Origin of the sequence: Flavobacterium tyrosinilyticum (genome assembly GCF_023656565.1) — a bacterium.
Lineage (GTDB): Bacteria > Bacteroidota > Bacteroidia > Flavobacteriales > Flavobacteriaceae > Flavobacterium > Flavobacterium tyrosinilyticum.
Window position 1 is genome coordinate 66943 of the sequence record NZ_JAMOKG010000004.1, and the last position, 21858, is coordinate 88800.

The following is a 21858-nucleotide window of genomic DNA, read 5'->3' on the forward strand; positions in this document are numbered from 1 at the left end:
TACCCTTAGAATTAGTTTTTGTTTTTTATGGAAAAGGCTTTCAGTGATGAAAGCCTTTTCTATTTGTTGCATGATTTTTTAAAAATTCTTTGGAGCATTTTGAAAATACATTCCGTGTCGTAGTCCGTTTATAATTTTTGAATCTGTCAAATAAGGATGTTTCGGTTCAGAATCGTTTAGAACTCTTCTAGCAGAAACACCTGTAATTTTTGAAACAGCTAGATTAAGCAAAGGTTCAGACGTTTCACCTAAAACTCCGTACGTATCCAAATATTCTCTTTGTACATAAGTAGGCTGTAAACCTTGAGTATAATCTCCAAAACCTGCAGAATTTGAAATTTTAAAAACTAAAGGTTGCATTGCATATTTATGATTTGGATTAATTCCTTTTTTAGTAAATAAAGTTTCTGAATCATAAATGGTATACGAACCCACATTTTTACCCGTTGTAGTTTCTCCAATCTGAACTACATTAATATAAGGCGTTAATCCGTTAACAACCAATTCGCTGGCAGATGCTGTACTAGCCGTTGTAATAATATAAACCGTATTTAAGTTTAAGCTATTTAACGCTTTTCCATCAATATTATTTACAAATCTATAATTCAAACTTTCCAAATCCTCAGAAGTCATATCTTTCATCCACTTTGTATTGAACTGCGTTTTAGCAAAAATCTGATTGTCAAATTGTCCTGTAATCATACTAGAAAGTCTAATAGAAGATGTAACAGATCCTCCTCCATTATATCGAAGATCTAAAACTAGGTCTGTTATTCCTTGCGATTTGAATTCGCCAAAAGCCTGATTTAATTTATCGTCATATCCAGGATAAAAACCATTATACATTAAATAACCTATTTTATGGCTTCCAGAAGGAATCACTTTACTGATTAAAATAGGATTTTCTTCTAAAACAGTTTTCGTCAAATCAACAGATTTTCCATTCAAAACATAAGTGCTTCCATTATAATCTGCCAAGTTTAGCGTATAACTATCCTTATTCAATAATAGTTCTTGATAATTTGAAACCGTAAGTTTCACACCATTTACACTCGTAAATAAATCACCACGCTTAATGGCTTTAGTAGAAGCATCAGAATTTGGAATAATATATCGTACAAAACCTACTACATCATTCGACCCTGAAGATACGCGGCTCAATCTAAAGTCAACACCATTATTTTTTGTAACACCGCTTAACTCCTGTTCTAAAACAGTATAATCTTCAACAATCCAACTGAAACGATCAATGGCATCGCCGTTTGGATATTTACTCACAGGCTTGTTCAATAAATCTTCAAATAAATCCTCTGGATGAGAATATCCTCTTAAAAACTGATTAAAATCTGGCTGTAAATTACGTCCATCTGCTAGATTGGGCACATCGGCCTGCCATAAGTAGACCTCATTTAATCCTCTCCAAATAAAATTATTAATCTGCAAGTCTGCTGGAGCTGCAACATCATCCTGATCTTCACATGACTGTAAAGAAAATGCGAATAAAAAGAGAAGAAGAATACTCTTTAAATTTGTTTTCATATCGTGTAGGTTATCTATATTCTGAATAAACGTAAAAGTAGTATCTTTAGTTTTAGCTTTATCCTTAAAGCAGTATTTTTTTTACATAAAAAAATATTTTCTTTTTTGTTGTAACAAATATAATTGTGTCTCGTCTTGAATATATAAGCTAACGATTAACCATCAGATTAATGAACCAAGTTGTATTTATAGAATTAATAAATCCTTTTAAAGACAAAGTTTTTCGTCTGGCAAAAAGATTGCTTACTAGCACCGAAGAAGCAGAAGATGCAACTCAGGAAGTAATGGTAAAATTATGGAGCAAAAAAGACAATCTGCAAAGCTATAATAGCGTAGAAGCACTAGCAATGACTATGACCAAAAATTATTGTCTCGATCAGCTAAAATCTAAAAGAGCTAGTAATCTGCAAATTGTTCACAACAATTTTACCGATCGGCAGCCACAATTGGATAAAAAACTGGAGGATCAAGACAGTTTAGAATGGGTTGAAAAAATTATAAATGAGATGCCCGAACAAATGCAATTATTAATTCAGTTACGAGATGTGGAGCAATATGAATTTGAAGAAATAGCCAAAATCGTTAATATGAACGAAACGGCAATACGAGTGGCGCTTTCGAGAGCAAGAAAAAAAATTAGAGAATCAATGACAAATACACACCTTTATGGAACTAAATAAAATAGAAGATATATTAGAAAAATACTTTCAGGGAGAAACTTCTATTGCTGAGGAAAATCAATTAAAAAAATATTTCTCTTCACCAAATGTTGCGCAGCATTTGGAGCAATACAAATCTATGTTTGGCTATTTCTCTCATGCAAAAGAACAGAAATCAACGTATGAAATTCCACTACAATCTAAGAAACGTAACGTAGCGTGGTTATCGATTGCGGCATCAGCTGTTGTTTTGCTGGGAATTGGAACCTATTATTTTGCGAGCGAACAAAAAAACATTACTGCAGTAGCTTCGAAAACAGAATTAGGAACCTATGATGATCCCGAAGAAGCGCTTAAAGCAACACAAAAAGCTTTGGCATTATTATCAAGCAATGTTAATGTAGGTATTGAAAGTGTACATTATATTGGCGAGTATGAACAATCAAAAAACAAAATTTTTAAACAGTAATTAAACACAAAAATAGTCATGAAATCAACGATTCACGAATACCAAAAAAGCAACAAACTAAGTATGAGTAAAAATTTTATTATAACTTTAGTATTCGCATTAGTAAGCACAACATTCTACGCACAAGGCGCTTTTGACAAATTTGATGGTCAGGATGAAGTAACCTCAGTAATTGTAAACAAAAAAATGTTTGATTTAATGAGCAAAGTAAAAGTTGACGCTTCTGATAAAGAAACACAGCAGTATATTGCTCTAATTAAAAAACTGGATTACTTAAAAGTGTTTACCACTAAAAATCCAAAAATCGAAGCAGACATGAAAGCTACTGCCGACAAATATGTAAAAACTGCCGGACTAGAAGAATTAATGCGTGTAAATGATGGTGGGAAAAATGTTAGAATAATGGTGAAATCTGGCGCTACAGATACTCAAATAAGAGAATTATTAATGTATGTGGATGGTGCAAAAAACGACGAAACTGTTTTATTATCTTTAACTGGTAATTTTGATCTAAACGAAATCTCAGTATTAACAGATAAAATGCAACTTCCTGGCGGTACAGACTTAAAGAAAGCTTCTAAAGGCAAAAAATAACAATGAGAACAAATATTTTCATCTTAGCACTTACGGCTCTTCTAACTTTAGGAAGCTGTAATTCTGAACCAACATTACAAAAGTATTTTGTTGAAAATTCGGAGAAAAAAGATTTTATAGCATTAGATGTTTCACCAAACATCCTGAATGTGGATAAAACAAATCTATCGGCAGAACAAAACGAAGCTTTAAATTCGTTTGACAAAATGAATATTCTAGCTTTCAAAGCTGATCAAAACAATCAGGTACAGTTTGAGACAGAACGAAACAAGGTAAAAGCCATATTAAAAGATCCGAAATATCAAGAGTTAATGAAAATTGGTTCTGGTAAAGACGGTGCTTCTGTTAGCTATGTTGGAACTGATGATAATATTAAAGAGTTTATCATTTTTGCCAATAGAAAAGAAAATGGGTTTGCTGTAGTTAGGGTTTTAGGCGAAAACATGAATCCAAACAACATTATGACTTTAATGTCTGTTTTACAGAAATCTAAAATAGATATGGAACAGTTAAAACCTTTAGAACAATTACTTAAAAAATAATACAATCTTACTTTTTAAATTAAGAAAGCTCCAATATATTGGAGCTTTTTTTATAACATCTGCTAAGATTATACTTATTAATTTATTTGCGTTTTCATTTTGCCATTAATCAAATTTAATTACATTTACGAACTGAGATTACAAAAAAAAACAAATCTCAAAAATCTAATTTAACCAGAATTAATATGATACAAAAAACTTCAAATGCCTTTATTGCGGCATCTTGGGTAGCTCTTGGAGCGGGAACTGTCGGATTTATCGTTGGACTAGCAAGAGCTGAAATGCTATTGAATGAAAAAGGATACTATTTTACTGTTCTAATGTTCGGTCTTTTTGCCGTAGTTTCTTTGCAAAAAAGCGTAAGAGACAGACTTGAGAAACTTCCTGTAACAGACATTTATTACGGAATCTGCTGGTTCGGAACATTGCTTTCAATCGTTCTTTTGGTTGTTGGATTATGGAATGCAACAATTCTTCCTAGCGAAAAAGGTTTCTATGCTTTTGCTTTTTTATTAGCATTGTTTGGTGCCATTTCGGTTCAAAAAAATACTAGAGATAATATGAGCTTTAATCAGGTTGAGTAAAGTTTAAATCAATAAAAAAACAGTACTAAGCTTCATTTAAAAAAATGAGGCTTTTTTTATGCAAAATTTCAATCATCAGCAGTAAAATCAGGCTCTTTTATAATTAAACAAAAGTGTCTCAATAGTATAGCAAATAAAAAATAAAATCTTCAAAATATATTTTCTTACAAAAGAAATAATTTATTCACTTAAAATTATATCTTTGACCAAACCCTAAATATACTATATGAAAAAAATTTTACTCTTTACATTATTATCAGCATTTGGCGCAAATGCACAAACTCCAACCGATTACGTAACTACAGGATTTAACACTCCAACCGGGATTGCTTTTGATGCTTCTGGAAATTTATTTGTTGCTGATTTCTACACTTACAAAGTAACAAAAGTCACACCTCAATTAGTACAAAGCAATTTTGCAACAGTAAATGGTACACCACAACAAATTGCTTTTGACAAGAGTGGAAATCTTTGGATGGCAGGATCTGGTTTCATTCAGGAAATAGAAAAAATTACGCCATCAGGAGTAGTTACGGCGTATCCAGCAAGTGGAAGCCCTTACGGAATTGCCATCGATGCAGACGACAATGTATTTTATTCTGAATCAAATTCAGGAAACATCAAAAAAAGAACTGCTGCAGGAGTAACTTCAACTTTTGCTACAGATTTTTCCCAGCCTAATGGTTTAGCATTTGACAAATCAGGTAATTTACTTGTTGCTGACAAACTAGATGGTGTAGTTAAAAAAATCACACCAGCAGGTGTCGTAAGTACATTAATTTCAGGAATTAGTAACCCGACGAACTTAGTTGTCGCAGGAAATGGCGATTTGTATATTTCTACAGGTTCACTAAGAAATATTTACCGTTTCCCTGCCGGAGGAGTAGACGGAGACGAAGAACTATTTATCAAATTGAGTATCAACGACAATGCAGCTCAAATGGCAATTTATGATGGAGCTCTTTACGTTAGTACAAGCTCTAGCACTAAAAAAGTTATTAAAATCACATCTCCAACTTTAGGTTTAGGTGATATCAAAAAAACTGAAAAAGGTCTTGCAATATATCCAAACCCAGCAACAGATTTTGTACACATTGAAAATGGTAGCGATGTTACAATCGAAACTATTGACTTGTATGATGTGACAGGAAGAAACGTTAAAAGCTACAAGTCTACAGATGTCAAAGACAATGTTATTTCTGTATCGAATGTAGTTCCAGGAAATTATATTTTAAAAATAAACAATACTTCTAAGAAGATTATTGTGAAGTAATAAAACATTATAATAATAAAAAAGCTCCAATTTTCATTGGAGCTTTTCTTTTATAATAGAATCTGAGGTTATTTACTCAAATACATTTTTCTTCTAGAGTACAATTCGTAGAATTGATCGTCTTTTAAATCATCAATAAACAAGATGCTTTCTCCTGTCGATTTCATTTCTGGTCCTAACGCTTTATTTACGTTCGGGAATTTGCTGAAAGAGAAAACTGGTTGTTTGATTGCGTATCCTTTTAATTGTGGATTGAAATCAAAGTCAGTTACTTTATTGTGACCTAACATTACTTTTGTAGCGTAGTTTACATAAGGTTCTCCGTAAGCTTTTGCAATAAACGGAACCGTTCTTGAAGCTCTTGGATTTGCCTCGATGATGTATACTGTATCATCTTTAATCGCAAACTGAATGTTGATTAAACCTACAGTTTTTAAAGCTCTCGCAATTTTATGCGTGTGATCTTTAATTTGCTGCATTACAAATTCTCCTAAGTTGAAAGGAGGCAATGTTGCGTTACTATCCCCAGAGTGAACTCCACAAGGCTCAATGTGCTCCATAATTCCGATGATGTAAACATTTCCGTCAGCATCACAAATTGCATCAGCCTCAGCTTCGATTGCTCCCGCTAAATAGTGATCTAAAAGTAATTTGTTTCCTGGAATTGCTTTCAACAAATCGATAACGTGCTCTTCCAACTCTTTTTTGTTGATTACAATCTTCATTCCCTGACCTCCTAATACATAAGAAGGACGAATTAAAAGTGGGAAATCTAAAGTATCTGCCAATTTCGAAGCTTCGTCAGCCGTTTCAGCGATTCCGAATCTTGGGAAAGGAATATGCAATTCAGTCAATAAATCTGAGAATCTTCCTCTATCTTCTGCTAAGTCAAGTGCATCAAAACTAGTTCCGATGATTTTTACTCCGTATTTAGACAATTTATCTGCTAATTTAAGAGCTGTCTGACCTCCCAACTGCACAATTACGCCTTCTGGCTTTTCGTGTTGGATAATGTCATAAATGTGCTCCCAGAAAACTGGTTCGAAGTATAATTTATCGGCCGTATCAAAATCTGTAGAAACTGTTTCAGGATTACAGTTAATCATGATCGTTTCATAACCACATTCTTTAGCTGCCAAAACTCCGTGTACACAAGAATAATCAAATTCGATTCCTTGACCAATTCTGTTTGGTCCAGAACCTAGAACGATTACTTTCTTTTTATCTGTAAGAACACTTTCGTTATCTACATAACGTTCTCCGTTAGCTTTTTCAATTTCAGCTTCAAAAGTTGAGTAGTAATAAGGTGTTTTAGCTTTAAATTCAGCCGCACAAGTATCTACCAATTTGAACACACGGTTAATGTTCATGTTCATACGTAAAGTGTGCACTTCACTTTCTAAACAACTCATCATGTGAGCGATTTGTCTATCTGCAAAACCTTTTTGTTTTGCCTCAAGCAATAATTCTTTTGGAAGATTTGAAACTTTGTAGTTTGATATTTCTTTTTCTAAGGTATAAAGCTCTTCGTATTGCTTTAAGAACCACATGTCGATTCTTGTAATTTCGTGAATGGTACTTAATGGAATTCCCATTGCAATTGCATCGTAGATTACGAATACACGATCCCAACTTGCATAAGTTAGTTTTTCGATAATTTGTTCGTAATTTTTATATCCTTTTCCGTCAGCACCTAAACCATTTCTCTTAATCTCTAAAGATTGAGTCGCTTTGTGAAGTGCTTCTTGGAAAGAACGTCCGATTCCCATAACCTCACCTACAGATTTCATCTGAAGCCCTAAAGTTCTGTCTGAACCTTCAAATTTATCGAAGTTCCAACGTGGTATTTTTACGATTACATAATCTAAAGTTGGTTCGAAAAGAGCCGAAGTCGATTTTGTAATTTGATTTTGCAACTCATCTAAGTTGTATCCTAAAGCTAATTTAGAAGCAATTTTTGCAATTGGATATCCAGTTGCTTTTGATGCTAAAGCAGAAGAACGAGATACACGAGGGTTAATCTCGATGGCTACGATATCTTCTTTTTCGTCTGGTGAAACTGCGAATTGTACGTTACATCCTCCAGCAAAATTTCCGATACTTCTCATCATTAAGATAGCGTAGTCACGTAATTTTTGGAAAGTTGTATCAGATAATGTCATCGCTGGCGCAACTGTAATCGAATCTCCCGTATGGATTCCCATTGGATCCATGTTTTCGATAGAACAGATAATTACAACGTTGTCATTTTTATCTCTCAAAAGCTCTAACTCATATTCTTTCCATCCCATCAAAGCTTTATCAATTAAAACTTCGTGAATTGGAGAGGCTTCAAGTCCGCGAGTTAAAAGCTCATCAAAATCTTCTTTTTTGTAAACCACAGCTGCTCCAGTTCCTCCTAGTGTAAACGAAGGACGAATTACAAGCGGGAAACCAAATTCCTGAGCGATTTCTTTTCCTTCAAGGTAAGAAGTAGCTGTTTTTGCAGGTGCAGTTGGCACATTAATTCTTTCTAAAAGCTGCTTAAACTGCTCTCTGTCTTCTGTAATATTAATAGCATTTACATCAACACCGATTAATCTCACTCCGAAATCTTGCCAGATTCCTTTTTCCTCAGCTTCCAAACACAAGTTCAAAGCTGTTTGCCCTCCCATTGTTGGTAAAACAGCATCAATTTGCGGATGTTCCTTAAGAATTTCAATAATCGATTTTGTCGTTAAAGGTTTCAAATAAATATGATCGGCCATAGATGGGTCGGTCATAATCGTCGCTGGATTCGAGTTAATCAAGATAACCTCAATTCCTTCTTCACGAATCGAGCGTGCAGATTGAGATCCCGCATAATCGAATTCGCAAGCTTGGCCAATAACAATAGGTCCTGAACCTATTATTAAAACTGATTTTATTGATGTGTCTTTAGGCATTTTGTATGTATTGTGTAGTTGTTTACGATTTAAAAAAACTTTTCTAGTGCACTATAAACTAGAAAGTTGAGAGATTTTTTACCGACAAGGTATAAAAAAAGGCGATACTAAAAAAGTAATCGCCTTATGTATGTTTATACAAACATTATTTTTTGTGTCTAGGCTCGCTAGAAACAGTTAATTTATGTCTTCCTTTTGCTCTTCTACGCGCTAGAACTTTTCTTCCATTCGCAGAAGCCATTCTGTCCATAAATCCGTGCTTATTTCTTCTTTTTCTTTTCGATGGTTGAAACGTTCTTTTGCTCATTGCTTTGTATCTTTAAAAATGGTATCTATTAACTCGTTTATTTGGTTTTGGATATCGTTGTTCAAAAACCGAGTGCAAATATACAAAGACTTTTTTTTCTGGCAAGTACTTTTATAAAAATATTTTTAATTCCTTTTACTATCTTTGCAATCACAAATTTACAATAATTATGTTTCACAAGAATATTAAACTTATTTTGGCCGGACTTCTTGTAGTGGCGGGCATTTGGCAATTTACAGAAAGTAATATTGGGAATGGTATATTCCTTATCTTATTGACTGCAATTCCAATTTTTCTTTATTTTAAAAACGAATTTATCCTTTTAGCCTTCCTTAAATTAAGAAAACAAGACTTCGAAGGTGCTAATAAATGGTTATCATATATCAAAAATCCAGAAGGAGCATTAGTAAGAAAACAACAAGGATACTTAAATTATTTACAAGGTATCATGTTATCTCAAACCAATATCAACCAAGCGGAGAAACATTTCAAAAAAGCAATCGAACTTGGACTATCAATGGATATGGATTTGGCTGTAGCTAAATTAAACCTTGCTGGAGTTGCAATGTCTCGTAGAAGAAAATTGGAAGCGACTAATTTATTAAACGAAGCTAAAAAATTAGACAAACAAGGTATGCTGAAAGAGCAAATCTCTATGATGAAAGAACAAATGAAGAAAATCTAATTTTCTTTAAATTACAATATTAAAAATCCCAAATTCCAAAAGGAGTTTGGGATTTTTTTATTTTAGATTGTTGAGTTTAGATTTTAGATTTTACTCATTTTATGTCTTCCTGAGCGAAGTCGAAGGACACGCAAAGTAAAGAAAACATTGAATGGATTTAGCATGTGATCCTTCGACTTCGCTCAGGAGGACAAACGTGATGTTTACTTTACGTACACCTTTGTCTTTTTTCTATTTTAGATTGCTGATTTTAGATCTTTCTATTTTGATGATTTTCCATATAGTATGTCATCCCGAGGAACGAGGGATCTCCGTAAGAAACTCCCCAAAGTAAATTACCAATCTGTGCGGAGCTACTTGCAGAGATTTCTCCCTACGATCGAAATGACAAGATTGCGTGCTCTTAGATACATCTTTGTCAAAGTTTAAAACTTTGACAAAGATTACAAATCCTCAAAGTATTGGAATTTGGAATTTAAAAATTGGAATTTTAATTCAACTAATCTTCCAATATAATAGAAGGCAAATTCTCATTCAGCCACTTGTACTTATTCAAGATCATAATATGTGTCCCTCCTTTGACTAAAATACATTTGTCAATATACTTAATCGGAAAAACATCATCTTTATCTCCGTGGATATGCACTACATTTTCGTCAATCTTATCGCGATCCCATAAGATTACGCTTTCTACAGCCCATTGCAAATAACCTAAATCACGTACAGATAAAAATTTCTCGTACAATTTAATACGTTTATTGACCTTTTCGCCAAATGAAAATTTAGCCAATTTCTCAACATTAAGAATTAACTGCATCGGAATTAGTTTGTAAGCTTTTGTTTTCTTCCCTATTTTCATTCTTCTCGGAAATTCCAAATTACTTCTTACACTCGATATAATAATAACTTTTCGTGCTTTTATATGTTTCGAAATTTCCTGAACTAGGATTCCTCCAAAAGAAACTCCGACTAAAACAGGATTTTCATGCTTTATATTTTTACTAATTCGAAGTGCATAATCTGATAAAGATTCTTTCGGATTTGGAATTTCCCATTCCAAAAGATGCATTTCAAAAGTATCTTCATCCAATTTTATTCTTTCAAAAATAGATGAACTCGCAGCCAAACCTGGCATAAAATAAACTGGAATTTTACTCATAACATTAAAATGAAATTACCATTAAGACCTTTATTCTAAAAAATAAAGTTACTTTTTTTAATGTCATGATAATCAAATTTCAGACCTATTTTATGTCAATTCAAAAAAAATCCAAGTTGAAAACAAAAACTTAAAGTTTATAGCTGCAAAAAATAATTTAATATTGAAAATCAAATGATTACCTTTGCAATTCGAAACATTTCTTGAATTTAAAACTTATAAAGAATTTTCTTTCATTAAAATTTCGAATCCCAAATTCACTATTTACCAATAACCTAACAAGAAATTACTATGGAATCTTCTGTAACTATGGAAATCAAAGACAACACTTTTGCACGCCAATTTGAAACTGTCATCCCTGAAGGAATGTTAGCAGTTGAGTATTCATTTCAAGAAAAAAAAATCTTTTTAACCAAGATCAATAAACCAGATTCATACGAGAACGAAGAAACGATCAATATGCTGCTTAAAAATATATTAGATTTAAGTTCTGAAAAAAATTACAGAGTAGTTCCTATTCACCCAAAGATTGTTTCGTTTTTCAAAAAAAACCCTAGATATAAAGAATTACTTCCTCCAGGAATTAGAATCTAAAAATATCCAATTACTCGGAGCCACAATCCTCCTATTACCATATAGATAAAGAGCATAACCAAACCAGTTATAAGCCCTTTGACCCACCAGCTCTTTAGGTCAACGTAACCGCTCCCGAAAAATACGGGTGCCGGACCGTGACCATAGTGCGTTAAAGTTCCGTAAAGAGATCCGACAAAACCAAGCATAAATGCTAGCAATAATCCCGGAATTCCGAGCGAAACACCCACACCAAGCAAGGCTGCGTACATTGCTGCAACGTGCGCAGTTGCACTTGCAAAAAGATAATGACTAAAAAAGTATACCAATATAATAATCGGGAAAGCCATCTGCCAGCTTAATCCGCCAATTTCTGCTTTTACCAAATCGCTAAACCACGCGATAAAGCCTAATTCATTGAGCGAACTGGCCATCATTACTAGAACAGAAAACCACACAATGGTATCCCAAGCACCTTTTTCGGCTTTTACATCATCCCATGTCAATACTGAAGTTAAAAGTAAAATTACCAATCCGATAAAAGCTGTTGTTGTAGCATCAATAGAAAGTAGATCTCCTGTCATCCAAAGAAAAAGCAGAATAAAAAAGGTTAGCAACATCATCCATTCGTCTCTCGTGATCGCTCCCATTTCCTTCAGTTTCTGCGTTGCAATCTGCGGTGCATCTCCAGTCTTTTTTAATTCTGGAGGATAAATTTTATACAGCACAAACGGAATTACAATAAAAGCACATAATCCTGGAACAATTGCCGCTGCTGCCCAAGACATCCAGCTGATTTTTATTCCTAAATTAAGCGCAAACTTCTGACACATCGGATTACTTGCTGTTCCTGTTAAAAACATCGAAGAAGCAATCAGGTTCATATTATAACTATTTAAAGTTAAATAAGCTCCTAATTTCCTATGTGTCTCAGGTTTATCTGGCATCGAACCAAAACTCATCGACATTGATTTCATGATTGGATAAACAATTCCTCCTCCTCTAGCCGTATTACTCGGAACAGCTGGCGCTAAAACCAAATCTGCCAATCCTAAACCATACGCGAGTCCCAAAGAACTTTTTCCGAATATTTTTATGAATAAAAAAGCAATTCTGTTTCCCAGACCCGTTTTTATAAATCCTCTTGCTATAAAAAATGAAATTCCGATAAGCCAGATTACTTTATCACCAAATCCTTTTAATGCTAATGTGATTGATTTTCCAGGATCTCCCGGAGCCAAAACCTGAGACATTGCCGTTAAAGCAATTGCGATCATACACATTGTTCCCATCGGAGCCGCTTTTAAGATAATTCCTAAAATGGTAGCTACGAAAATGGCAAACAAATGCCAAGCTTCTGTTACAACCCCTTCTGGAGCCGGAACAAACCAAATGGCAACCAAAACTGCCAACGTAATTAGGGTCTGTGGAATTTTTACTTCTTTCATAAAAACAAAAATTAAGTGAATTAAATTCTGAGCTGTAACTGAATTAAAAATAAATTATCGTTGTAGGTTGACGTATCTGGAATGCTTTTATCGAATCTGTCAATCTCAAATCCCATCTCGATACGCCCTGTATACGATTTTCCGAATTCTAAACTAACCATTGGCGTGTAAGTGGTGCGCACATTTGAATCGATTTTGTAGCTCGGATCAAAAGTTTCATAGCGACAAGAAATTTCAAATGCTGTGAGTTTTTTATAATCTACAACATATCTAAAATTCGGCAGAAAATAGATTCCCCGCATTTGATAATCTGCAACATTATCTGTACGGCTAGCAACTGGCAAAGAATAATATAAATTATGATTTGTTCCTTGCTTATATTCGATTTGCAAATCGAAACTAAGCTTGTCCGTCATTTTAAAATCACTGGTAATATCTGCTCCTAGTGCAAAAACATCTTCTTTAAAGACTTTTCCAAAACCTCCGTTTAAACCCAGATTAATTTTATGCTCTTTTGATAAACCAAAAACCCATCTTGAAGAATATTGTTTTCCGTTATCTTTATCCATTTCTGCATTTTTCCCATTTCCATTTAAAACAGAAACTGCATAATTCACTGGAATTTTCCCAACATCAAAAGCTCCTGTCGCCGATGCCCCAATTTGAAAACTTGTCCATCCATTTTTTCCAAATTCATAATACTGATTCGAAAAATCAAAAGATTTAATAATATCTACCGGAACAAGCTCCTCAAGACCAAATGCTGGACGAAATTGCCCTCCTGTTAAAGCTATATATTTATTAAAAGTATATTTCCCGTAGGCATTTTCAAGAACTTTTCCTTTGGGATCAGATTTAAAATCGGCTAAATTGACCAGAATTACAATTTCTGTAGTCTCGCTTAACTTTGTATTTAAACCCACACGCATTCTTTTTATGTCAAAAGAACTTTGAACTGCATCTCCCGTTGAATGATGCGTTCCTAAAACGTCTACATTGTCTCCAAAACTCTCTAGATATCTTGCTTGAAGAAGTCCTTTTAATTGAAATTGCGGATATTTTACTTCTTCACTCTCTTTTTTGTCAGCTCCTTGATTCACATCTCCTTGGGCATATAAAAAAAATGGGGTTATAAAAAAAAGGAAAAAAAATGGCGTTAGTAGACTTTTATTCATAGGCTTAAATTAAATGAAACAGCAATGCTTATATAGTGATTTGAAAATCAGCGTTCTATTTTTGATCAAAAAACTTAATTAATTATAGTCAACACGAAATGGGAATACTAAAGTAACAAAAAAAGATATTTTATGTAAAAAAAATTGCATTAAAATACTGTTATAAATATTGCTGCAAAAAAAAAGGGCATAAGAATAAACTTATGCCCTTTGAAAATTATATTGAAAAAATACTATTTCTCGATCTCTCTCATAGAATCCATTTTCTTATGCGCTAAGAAACCAGCAACATCTTCAAAGTGTTCTTTAACTCTTTTATTTCCGAATTCAAAAACTTTAGTCGCTAATCCGTCAAGGAAATCACGGTCGTGAGAAACCAGGATCAAAGTTCCGTCGAAATCGCGTAAAGCATCTTTAATGATGTCTTTGGTTTTCATATCCAAGTGATTCGAAGGCTCATCTAGAATTAATAAGTTAACTGGCTCCAACAATAATTTAATCATTGCCAAACGAGTTTTCTCTCCTCCAGAAAGCACTTTTACTTTTTTAGTAATATCATCACCTTGAAACATGAAAGCTCCTAAAATATTTTTGATTTGTGTTCTGATATCACCAACTGCAATGCTATCGATTGTTTCAAAAATGGTAGCATTTTCATCTAATAAAGCCGCTTGATTTTGAGCAAAATATCCGATTTGTGCGTTATGACCAATTTCTACGCTTCCAGAATCAACGCCGATTTCTTTCATAATAGCTTTAATCATTGTCGATTTTCCTTCACCATTTTTTCCAACGAAAGCTACTTTCTGACCGCGTTCAATTACAATGTTTGCATCTTTAAACACTACATGATCTCCGTAAGCTTTAGACATTTCTTTTACAATAACAGGATATTGTCCAGAACGTGCTGCTGGCGGGAATTTTAATCTTAATGCCGATGTGTCAACTTCGTCAACCTGAACAATTTCTAATTTTTCAAGCATTTTTACACGAGACTGAACGGCATCTGTTTTAGAGAATGTTCCTTTGAAACGGTCAATAAAAGCACGGTTTTCTGCAATCATTTTTTGCTGCTCATCATATGCCTTTTGCTGGTGAATTCTACGATCTTTTCTTAATTCTAAATAATGAGTATATTTTGCTTTATAATCATAAATCCTTCCCATTGTAACCTCAATAGTACGATTGGTGATATTATCAACAAAAGCTCTATCGTGCGAGATTACCACTACAGCTTTAGCTTGGTTTAGCAAAAATTCCTCTAACCACTGAATACTTTCGATATCCATATGATTCGTTGGCTCATCCAGCAAAATCAAGTCAGGTTTTCTCAATAGAATTTTAGCCAATTCGATACGCATTCTCCATCCCCCTGAAAATTCAGAAGTTTGACGCCCAAAATCTTCACGTTCAAAACCTAAACCAACCAAAATTTTCTCAACTTCAGCTTCGTAGTTTACTTCTTCAATTGCATAAAATTTTTCGCTTAAGTCAGAAACTCTTTCGATCAATTTCATGTATTCGTCACTTTCATAATCTGTACGAACTGTCAATTGCTCATTAATAGCATCGATTTCAGCTTTCATTGTAAAAATCTCACTGAAAGCTTTTGATGCTTCTTCCATAACCGTTGCCCCGTCTTCAGTAAGCAAATGCTGTGGCAAATAAGCGATTACAGCTTCTTTTGGAGCAGAAATACTTCCGGTTGAAGGTTTGTTTGCACCTGCAATTATCTTTAAAAGTGTAGATTTTCCCGCACCATTTTTACCCATAAGGGCAATTTTGTCATTTTCATTAATAGCAAAAGAAACATCGCTAAAAAGTGTAGTTCCGCCAAACTGAACCGAAATATCGTTAACTGTAATCATTTGTGTTTGTTAATTTGTTTAATCGGTTAATCGTTTATCTGACTACCCATTTTTTTTTCGTGCTGCAAAGATAGATTAATTAGATAATTAGGCAATTTGAAAATTAGATAATTATGAAAATGTGTTGTCTAGATAATTTACTAATTAAAGAATCCCTTAATCGTAAAGAACGAAACCCTTTCGGTTTTTTAATATTTTAAAATTTTAGTCTTAACTTGTACTATAATTTTAAAAATCAGCAAAATATGAGAACAAAATTAAAACTGACAATCTGCTTAATTACGGGATTACTATTTGGACTTACTGCAAATGCACAAAAAACTGTAATTAAAAAAGAGGCTTTACCGGGAAACGCACAAACATTCTTAAAAACGCATTTTGGATCTAAGAAACCGAGCTATATATTAGAAGACAAAGAAATTCTATCTACAGAATACAAAGTGCAATTTAGCAATCAAACAGAAATTGAATTTGACAAAAAAGGAAATTGGAAAGAAGTGGATGCTAAAACTGGAAAAGTTCCAAAATCTACTATCCCTAAAAAAATTGCTTCTTATATAAAAGAAAATTTTCCTAAAGAAGACGTAACCAAAATCGAAATTGGTTCTTCTGGTTATGAAACAAAATTAACCAATGGTTTAGAATTAAAATTCAATTTAAAAGGGGATTTCACTAAGATTGACAAATAAGTTAATTTGAAAATGTGTCAATTAGAAAATTCTCAAAACTTTAAAATAACAAAACCCGACAGGTTTCAAAAACCTATCGGGTTTGCTATAATTATCTAATTTTCAAATTGACTAATTACCTCATTAATCTTTTCTCCATTTTTTTGTTTCTTCAAAAATGTGCTCCATAATTGCAACTTCCGTTGCATCGAATTCTACATTTCTTCGGCTCATCACTAACCTCGCTGTTTCAAAAGCTTTTTTAGTTACGTAAGTTGTAAAACCTGCCGCTCCGCCCCAAGAAAAACTTGGAACAAAATTTCGAGGAAATCCAGAACCAAAAATATTAGCGCTTACACCAACAACAGTTCCTGTATTAAACATTGTATTGATTCCGCATTTACTGTGATCTCCCATCATCAAACCGCAAAACTGTAGTCCGGTTTTAGCAAAACCTTCTGTTTCGTAGCTCCATAATTTTACTTCTTCGTAATTGTTTTTTAGGTTTGAGTTATTAGAATCTGCTCCAATGTTACACCACTCACCCAGAACAGAATCGCCTAAAAATCCTTCATGCCCTTTATTTGAATTGGCAAAAAGAACTGAGTTTTTAACTTCTCCGCCTATTCTCGATCCTGGCCCAACAGTGGTTGCGCCATAAACCTTCGCCGACATTTTTACCATTGCATTTTCGCATAAAGCAAAAGGTCCTCGAATAACCGTGCCTTCCATAATTTCGGTATTTTTACCTATATATATAGGACCTGTCGATGCATTTAAAGTTACAAACTCTAATTTTGCACCTTCTTCAATAAAAATATTTTCTGGAGCAATTACATTAACGCTTTTAGGAATGGGTTGCGAAGTACGATCTTCTGTCAAGTATTTAAAATCTTGACGAATCGCCGCATCGTTTTTTGAGAAAATATCCCAAGTATGCTCTATTGTAATACAATCTTCATTGTACTGAATAATTTCATAAGAATCAAAATCGACTTCTTCTTGGTTTTCGTTTGCAAAAAATGCAATTACATCTTCACCTTTAAAGATTGCTTGGTTTTCTGTTAAATTAGAAACCATCTCTGCAAGAATATCATTTGGCAAATACGCTGCGTTGATCATTATGTTTTCTTCCAATTCAACCATTGGGAATTTTTCAGACAAATATTCTTCGGTTATAGTTGTAATTGTAGAACCTAGATATTTTTCCCATTTCTGGCGAATTGTCATTATTCCTACCAAAATATCAGCTACCGGCCGTGTAAAAGTAAAGGGTAATAAAGCATTTCGAACGGGACCGTCGAAAAGAATGTAGTTCATAAATAATTGAGTGTTTGTTAAAATTTGATTTGGTTACCTGGCACCAAAGTTACAAATATTTTACCGGTTAGTAAAAAACCACTTTAACGAAAAGTAATATTTAACGCATAAAAAAAGCCTTCCGGAATGGGAAGGCTTTTGTATAATGTAAAACAGCTATTATTTTTTAGCGTGTTTAGCGTATTTAGTTTTGAATTTATCAATACGTCCTGCAGTATCGATAAGTTTAGATTTACCAGTATAAAAAGGGTGAGATGTTCTAGAAATCTCCATTTTTACAACTGGATACTCAACTCCGTCAACTTCAATTGTTTCTCTTGTATCTGCAGTAGATTTAGTGATAAAAACGTCATCATTAGACATGTCTTTAAATGCAACTAATCTGTAATTTTCTGGGTGAACTCCTTTTTTCATCTTGTCTTTTTATTTATTGTTAATAGAGCATCTTCATTTTGAAGCTTTTTCATGGTTAGAAAAAGGTATAAACAAACAATACTCTTTTTTGTTTAAAAATTTAATTATTTTTGAGTGTGCAAATTTACAATTCTTTTTTAATAAACAAACAGTTAGCTTACTTTTTTTTAGTTTATTTCGAAAAGCTTTTTTTATATCCGATTATAGTGGGAATTACTATATTTGTGGATTAATTTTAAACCTATCAAAATATGATTAATGAAGTTATAAAAAAGAACGGCGTTACTTACGGAATCATCTTAGGAATTATTCTGGCATTAATTACAGCAACTATCTATGCCGTAGATTTAAAATTATTTGTTTCAGGCTGGATTGGCGGTTTAACTTTTGTTATTTATGTAGTAATTGGAATCTTATTACTTACTAAAACAAAAAAAGACATCAATGGTTTTTTCTCTTTCAAAGACGCTTTTACAACCTTCTTTATAACTACAATAATTGCTCTTGCAATTTCTACTTTATTTAGCATCCTATTATTTAATGTAATTGATCCTGAAGCAAAAACAACTATAAGCGAATTATTGGTTAAATACATGGCTGAAACATTGCAGAAATTTGGAACTCCAGCCGCTAAAATAAATGAAGCATTAGCTAAAATGAAAGAAAACAATCCTTTCTCAACTGTTGAACAGTTAAAAGCTCTTATTTTCAGTATTATTGGCTATTCAATCTTAGGATTAATTTTAGCAGCATTTTTTAAAAGCAAATCTACACAAGAATAAAAATATAAATGAATTTATCTATACTTATACCACTTCTAAACGAGGAGGAATCACTTAAAGAACTCTATACATGGATCATTAAAGTGATGCAGTCTAACAATTACTCTTATGAAATCATTTTTGTAGATGATGGTAGTACAGATAATTCTTGGCAGATTATTGAAGGTTTCTCTAACGAAAACCCTAGTGTAAAAGGGATTCGTTTCATGAAAAACTTCGGAAAATCTCAAGCTTTACATGCTGGTTTTGCAAAAGCAAAAGGTGATGTTATTATTACCATGGATGCCGACTTGCAAGACAGTCCAGACGAAATTCCTGAATTGTATGAAATGATTATAAATCAGAAATATGATTTGGTTTCTGGATGGAAAAAGAAACGTTACGATTCTGTTGTGGCCAAAAATCTTCCTTCAAAATTATTTAACTGGGCGGCTAGAAAAACTTCTGGCGTTGAGCTAAACGATTTTAACTGCGGATTGAAAGCCTACAAAAATGTCGTGGTAAAAAACATCGAAGTTTCTGGCGAAATGCACCGCTATATTCCAGTTTTGGCTAAAAATGCTGGATTTGGAAAAATTGGCGAAAAAGTAGTCATTCACCAAGCTAGAAAATATGGTGAAACAAAATTCGGAATGGAACGTTTTATAAACGGTTTCTTGGATTTGATTACGATTTGGTTTTTATCAAGATTCGGAAAAAGACCTATGCACTTATTTGGTGCAATGGGTTCGTTAATGTTTATTATCGGATTTTTATCTGCAGGATACATTGGCGTTTCCAAACTATACCATATGTATACTGGAATGAAATACACTTTGGTTACCAACAACCCATGGTTTTACATTGCTTTAACCACTATGATTCTTGGTACTCAATTATTTTTAGCAGGTTTCTTAGGCGAAATTATTCTAAGAACCAAAAGCAATGAAGCACGTTACAAAGTAGCTCGAGAGGTTAATTTTTAATTTTTTTGTCTTTATGCAGTATTTTTTTTTAAAATCCGTTTTTTAAATAAGACACAAAAATATTGCATACAGCACCATTAACCCTCTGTAAAAATCTATTTTTAAATAAATAAAAACGAAATCAAAAATGAATATAGCACCAAACATACTAAACGCGGTCAATGAATGGTTAACACCAACATTTGACCAAGAAACGCAAGCAGCAGTTAAAGAATTAATGACCACTTCTCCAAAAGAACTGGAAGAGAGTTTTTACAAAAACTTAGAATTCGGAACTGGAGGAATGCGTGGTGTTATGGGCGTTGGTGATAATAGAATCAACAAATATACGCTTGGAAAAAACACTCAGGGATTATCTGACTACCTGCACAAAGTTTTTCCAAACGAGCCTTTAAAAGTGGTTATTGCTTACGATTGTCGCCATAACAGTAATACTTTAGCAAAAGTTGTTGCTGATGTTTTCTCAGCAAACGGAATTCAAGTGTATTTGTTCTCTGATTTGAGACCAACACCAGAATTATCTTTTGCACTTAAATATTTAAAATGCCAGTGTGGAATTGTTTTAACGGCTTCTCACAATCCACCAGAATATAACGGATACAAAGTTTACTGGCAAGACGGAGGACAAATTGTTCCTCCACAAGACAAAGAAATTGTCAATGTAATTGAAAGCTTAGGTTACGATAAAATCAAATTCAATGCAAACGAGAGTTTGATTGAGTACATTGATACAGAACTTGACAAAGCATTTATAAAATCATCTATCGAAAACGCAAGTTTTAATACTCCGGCTGAAGCCAAAGACAATCTTCATATTGTGTTTACTTCACTGCACGGAACTTCGATAAAATCAATTCCAGATGTTTTATCGCAAGCTGGATATAAAAATGTTCATATTGTTCCTGAGCAAGCTGTTCCAGACGGAGATTTCCCTACAGTAAAATCGCCAAATCCAGAAGAACCAGAAGCTTTGACTATGGCTTTGGCTTTGGCAGACAAAACAAATTCTGACATTGTAGTAGGAACAGATCCTGACTGCGACCGATTGGGAGTTGCCGTTCGTAACAACGATGGCAAAATGATTTTATTGAACGGAAATCAGACTATGGTTTTAATGACTTCTTTCTTATTGAAACAATGGAAAAAAGCAGGTAAACTTAACGGAAAACAATTCGTGGGTTCAACAATTGTTTCTACTCCAATGATGATGGAATTGGCGTCAAGTTATGGTGTTGAATGCAAAGTTGGATTGACGGGTTTTAAATGGATCGCAAAAATGATCAAAGATTTTCCTGAGCTTGAATTTATCGGTGGTGGTGAAGAAAGTTTCGGATTTATGGTTGGCGATGCCGTTAGAGACAAAGATGCTGTTGCTGCTACCTTATTAATATGCGAAGTTGCTGCTCAAGCTAAAGCTGCAGGAAGCTCTGTTTACAAAGAACTTTTACAGCTTTATGTTGAAAATGGTTTCTACAAAGAATTCTTAGTTTCGCTGACTAAAAAAGGAATGGAAGGTTTACAAGAAATCAACCAAATGATGGTTGATTTACGCGAAAATCCTTTAAAAGAAATCAACGGACAAAGAGTTATTATGGTTGAGGATTACCAATCATCTATTGCTTTAAATTTATTAGATGGTTCAGAGTCGACAATGGAAATCCCAAAATCTAATGTATTGATTTATTATACAGAAGACGGATCAAAAATTTGCGCTAGACCAAGTGGAACGGAACCTAAAATTAAATTCTACATCAGTGTAAATGCTGAAATCGCATCGGTTTCTGATTTTGATGAAGCAGAGAAATTCTTAGATAGCAAAATACAAAATATCATTGCAGATATGAAGTTAAACTAAACCTGCATTTCTCAACTATGCAATTTTGCAAATTGCATGCAGAATTAACAAGTTC

At 33.5% G+C, this 21858-nt stretch carries 21 protein-coding genes; 12 read left to right on the forward strand and 9 right to left on the reverse strand.

Translation table 11 applies throughout. From position 1 onward, the window contains the following. Positions 1-78: 78 nt before the first annotated feature. The gene (locus NCC77_RS20425; RefSeq protein ID WP_250837237.1) at positions 79-1539 is read right to left on the reverse strand and encodes a GFO_1087 family putative carboxy terminal peptidase; all 1461 of its coding nucleotides are present in this window, start codon (positions 1537-1539) and stop codon (positions 79-81) included. Between the two features lie 170 nt (positions 1540-1709). Here NCC77_RS20425 and NCC77_RS20430 point away from each other — a divergent pair, with 170 nt between their 5' ends. From NCC77_RS20430 to NCC77_RS20455, 6 genes are all read left to right on the forward strand, one after another. Then, positions 1710-2219: an RNA polymerase sigma factor gene (locus tag NCC77_RS20430; RefSeq protein ID WP_250837238.1), complete on the forward strand. Its 510-nt coding sequence runs from the start codon at positions 1710-1712 to the stop codon at positions 2217-2219. After that, complete coding sequence (locus NCC77_RS20435; protein WP_250837239.1) at positions 2206-2667, forward strand: PG0215 family putative anti-sigma factor; 462 nt, start codon at positions 2206-2208, stop codon at positions 2665-2667. Before NCC77_RS20430 ends, NCC77_RS20435 begins: the two co-directional genes overlap by 14 nt. Positions 2668-2685: 18 nt before the next feature. After that, the gene (locus NCC77_RS20440; RefSeq protein WP_250837240.1) at positions 2686-3261 is read left to right on the forward strand and encodes a DUF4252 domain-containing protein; all 576 of its coding nucleotides are present in this window, start codon (positions 2686-2688) and stop codon (positions 3259-3261) included. Positions 3262-3263: 2 nt separating this feature from the next. Next, positions 3264-3803 (forward strand): GFO_1091 family lipoprotein, encoded by a 540-nt coding sequence (locus NCC77_RS20445; protein ID WP_250837241.1) that lies wholly within the window; start codon positions 3264-3266, stop codon positions 3801-3803. Positions 3804-3988: 185 nt separating this feature from the next. Further along, positions 3989-4387 carry an inner membrane protein YiaA gene (yiaA, locus tag NCC77_RS20450; RefSeq protein WP_250837242.1) on the forward strand — a complete coding sequence of 133 codons (399 nt, stop codon included), beginning with the start codon at positions 3989-3991 and terminating at the stop codon, positions 4385-4387. 226 nt (positions 4388-4613) lie between these two features. After that, a complete protein-coding gene (locus NCC77_RS20455; protein ID WP_250837243.1) occupies positions 4614-5660 on the forward strand; it encodes a virginiamycin B lyase family protein in 1047 nt (348 codons plus the stop codon). A 68-nt stretch (positions 5661-5728) separates the two neighbouring features. Here NCC77_RS20455 and carB read toward each other — a convergent pair whose 3' ends face one another. Both carB and rpmH read right to left on the reverse strand, forming a co-directional pair. Next, positions 5729-8584, reverse strand: a complete 2856-nt coding sequence (gene carB / locus NCC77_RS20460) for a carbamoyl-phosphate synthase large subunit (protein ID WP_250837244.1) — start codon at positions 8582-8584, stop codon at positions 5729-5731. A gap of 145 nt (positions 8585-8729) precedes the next feature. Then, positions 8730-8891 (reverse strand): 50S ribosomal protein L34, encoded by a 162-nt coding sequence (rpmH, locus tag NCC77_RS20465; RefSeq protein ID WP_008464848.1) that lies wholly within the window; start codon positions 8889-8891, stop codon positions 8730-8732. A gap of 169 nt (positions 8892-9060) precedes the next feature. Here rpmH and NCC77_RS20470 point away from each other — a divergent pair, with 169 nt between their 5' ends. Continuing rightward, positions 9061-9576: a hypothetical protein gene (locus tag NCC77_RS20470; RefSeq protein WP_011921618.1), complete on the forward strand. Its 516-nt coding sequence runs from the start codon at positions 9061-9063 to the stop codon at positions 9574-9576. 499 nt (positions 9577-10075) lie between these two features. Here NCC77_RS20470 and NCC77_RS20475 read toward each other — a convergent pair whose 3' ends face one another. Then, positions 10076-10735 (reverse strand): alpha/beta hydrolase family protein, encoded by a 660-nt coding sequence (locus NCC77_RS20475; protein ID WP_250837245.1) that lies wholly within the window; start codon positions 10733-10735, stop codon positions 10076-10078. 291 nt (positions 10736-11026) lie between these two features. Here NCC77_RS20475 and NCC77_RS20480 point away from each other — a divergent pair, with 291 nt between their 5' ends. Next, positions 11027-11329: a GNAT family N-acetyltransferase gene (locus tag NCC77_RS20480; protein WP_250837246.1), complete on the forward strand. Its 303-nt coding sequence runs from the start codon at positions 11027-11029 to the stop codon at positions 11327-11329. Here the strand turns inward: NCC77_RS20480 and NCC77_RS20485 are convergent. The 3 genes from NCC77_RS20485 to NCC77_RS20495 all read right to left on the reverse strand — a co-directional run bounded on the left by NCC77_RS20485 (position 11326) and on the right by NCC77_RS20495 (position 15799). Then, positions 11326-12756: an anion permease gene (locus NCC77_RS20485; RefSeq protein WP_250837247.1), complete on the reverse strand. Its 1431-nt coding sequence runs from the start codon at positions 12754-12756 to the stop codon at positions 11326-11328. The two genes, NCC77_RS20480 and NCC77_RS20485, sit on opposite strands and share 4 nt — an antisense overlap. 20 nt (positions 12757-12776) lie before the next feature. Further along, entirely contained in the window at positions 12777-13931 is a 1155-nt protein-coding gene (locus NCC77_RS20490; protein WP_250837248.1) for a porin, read from the reverse strand. Between the two features lie 233 nt (positions 13932-14164). Further along, positions 14165-15799: an ABC-F family ATP-binding cassette domain-containing protein gene (locus tag NCC77_RS20495; protein ID WP_250837249.1), complete on the reverse strand. Its 1635-nt coding sequence runs from the start codon at positions 15797-15799 to the stop codon at positions 14165-14167. A gap of 245 nt (positions 15800-16044) precedes the next feature. Here NCC77_RS20495 and NCC77_RS20500 point away from each other — a divergent pair, with 245 nt between their 5' ends. Then, the gene (locus tag NCC77_RS20500) at positions 16045-16488 is read left to right on the forward strand and encodes a PepSY-like domain-containing protein (protein ID WP_250837250.1); all 444 of its coding nucleotides are present in this window, start codon (positions 16045-16047) and stop codon (positions 16486-16488) included. Between the two features lie 123 nt (positions 16489-16611). Here the strand turns inward: NCC77_RS20500 and NCC77_RS20505 are convergent, their stop codons facing one another. Then, positions 16612-17787 carry a GlmU family protein gene (locus NCC77_RS20505; protein ID WP_250837251.1) on the reverse strand — a complete coding sequence of 392 codons (1176 nt, stop codon included), beginning with the start codon at positions 17785-17787 and terminating at the stop codon, positions 16612-16614. Positions 17788-17946: 159 nt separating this feature from the next. Further along, on the reverse strand, positions 17947-18201 hold the full coding sequence (locus tag NCC77_RS20510; RefSeq protein ID WP_250837252.1) for a type B 50S ribosomal protein L31: 255 nt from the start codon (positions 18199-18201) through the stop codon (positions 17947-17949). Positions 18202-18452: 251 nt separating this feature from the next. On the opposite strand from NCC77_RS20510, the gene NCC77_RS20515 reads away from it, so the two are divergent. The 3 genes from NCC77_RS20515 to NCC77_RS20525 all read left to right on the forward strand — a co-directional run bounded on the left by NCC77_RS20515 (position 18453) and on the right by NCC77_RS20525 (position 21803). Further along, entirely contained in the window at positions 18453-18983 is a 531-nt protein-coding gene (locus NCC77_RS20515) for a DUF4199 domain-containing protein (protein ID WP_202006066.1), read from the forward strand. A gap of 8 nt (positions 18984-18991) precedes the next feature. Continuing rightward, complete coding sequence (locus NCC77_RS20520; RefSeq protein ID WP_248728057.1) at positions 18992-19948, forward strand: glycosyltransferase family 2 protein; 957 nt, start codon at positions 18992-18994, stop codon at positions 19946-19948. A gap of 127 nt (positions 19949-20075) precedes the next feature. Then, positions 20076-21803 (forward strand): phospho-sugar mutase, encoded by a 1728-nt coding sequence (locus NCC77_RS20525; RefSeq protein ID WP_250837253.1) that lies wholly within the window; start codon positions 20076-20078, stop codon positions 21801-21803. The last annotated feature ends 55 nt before the right edge of the window (positions 21804-21858 follow it).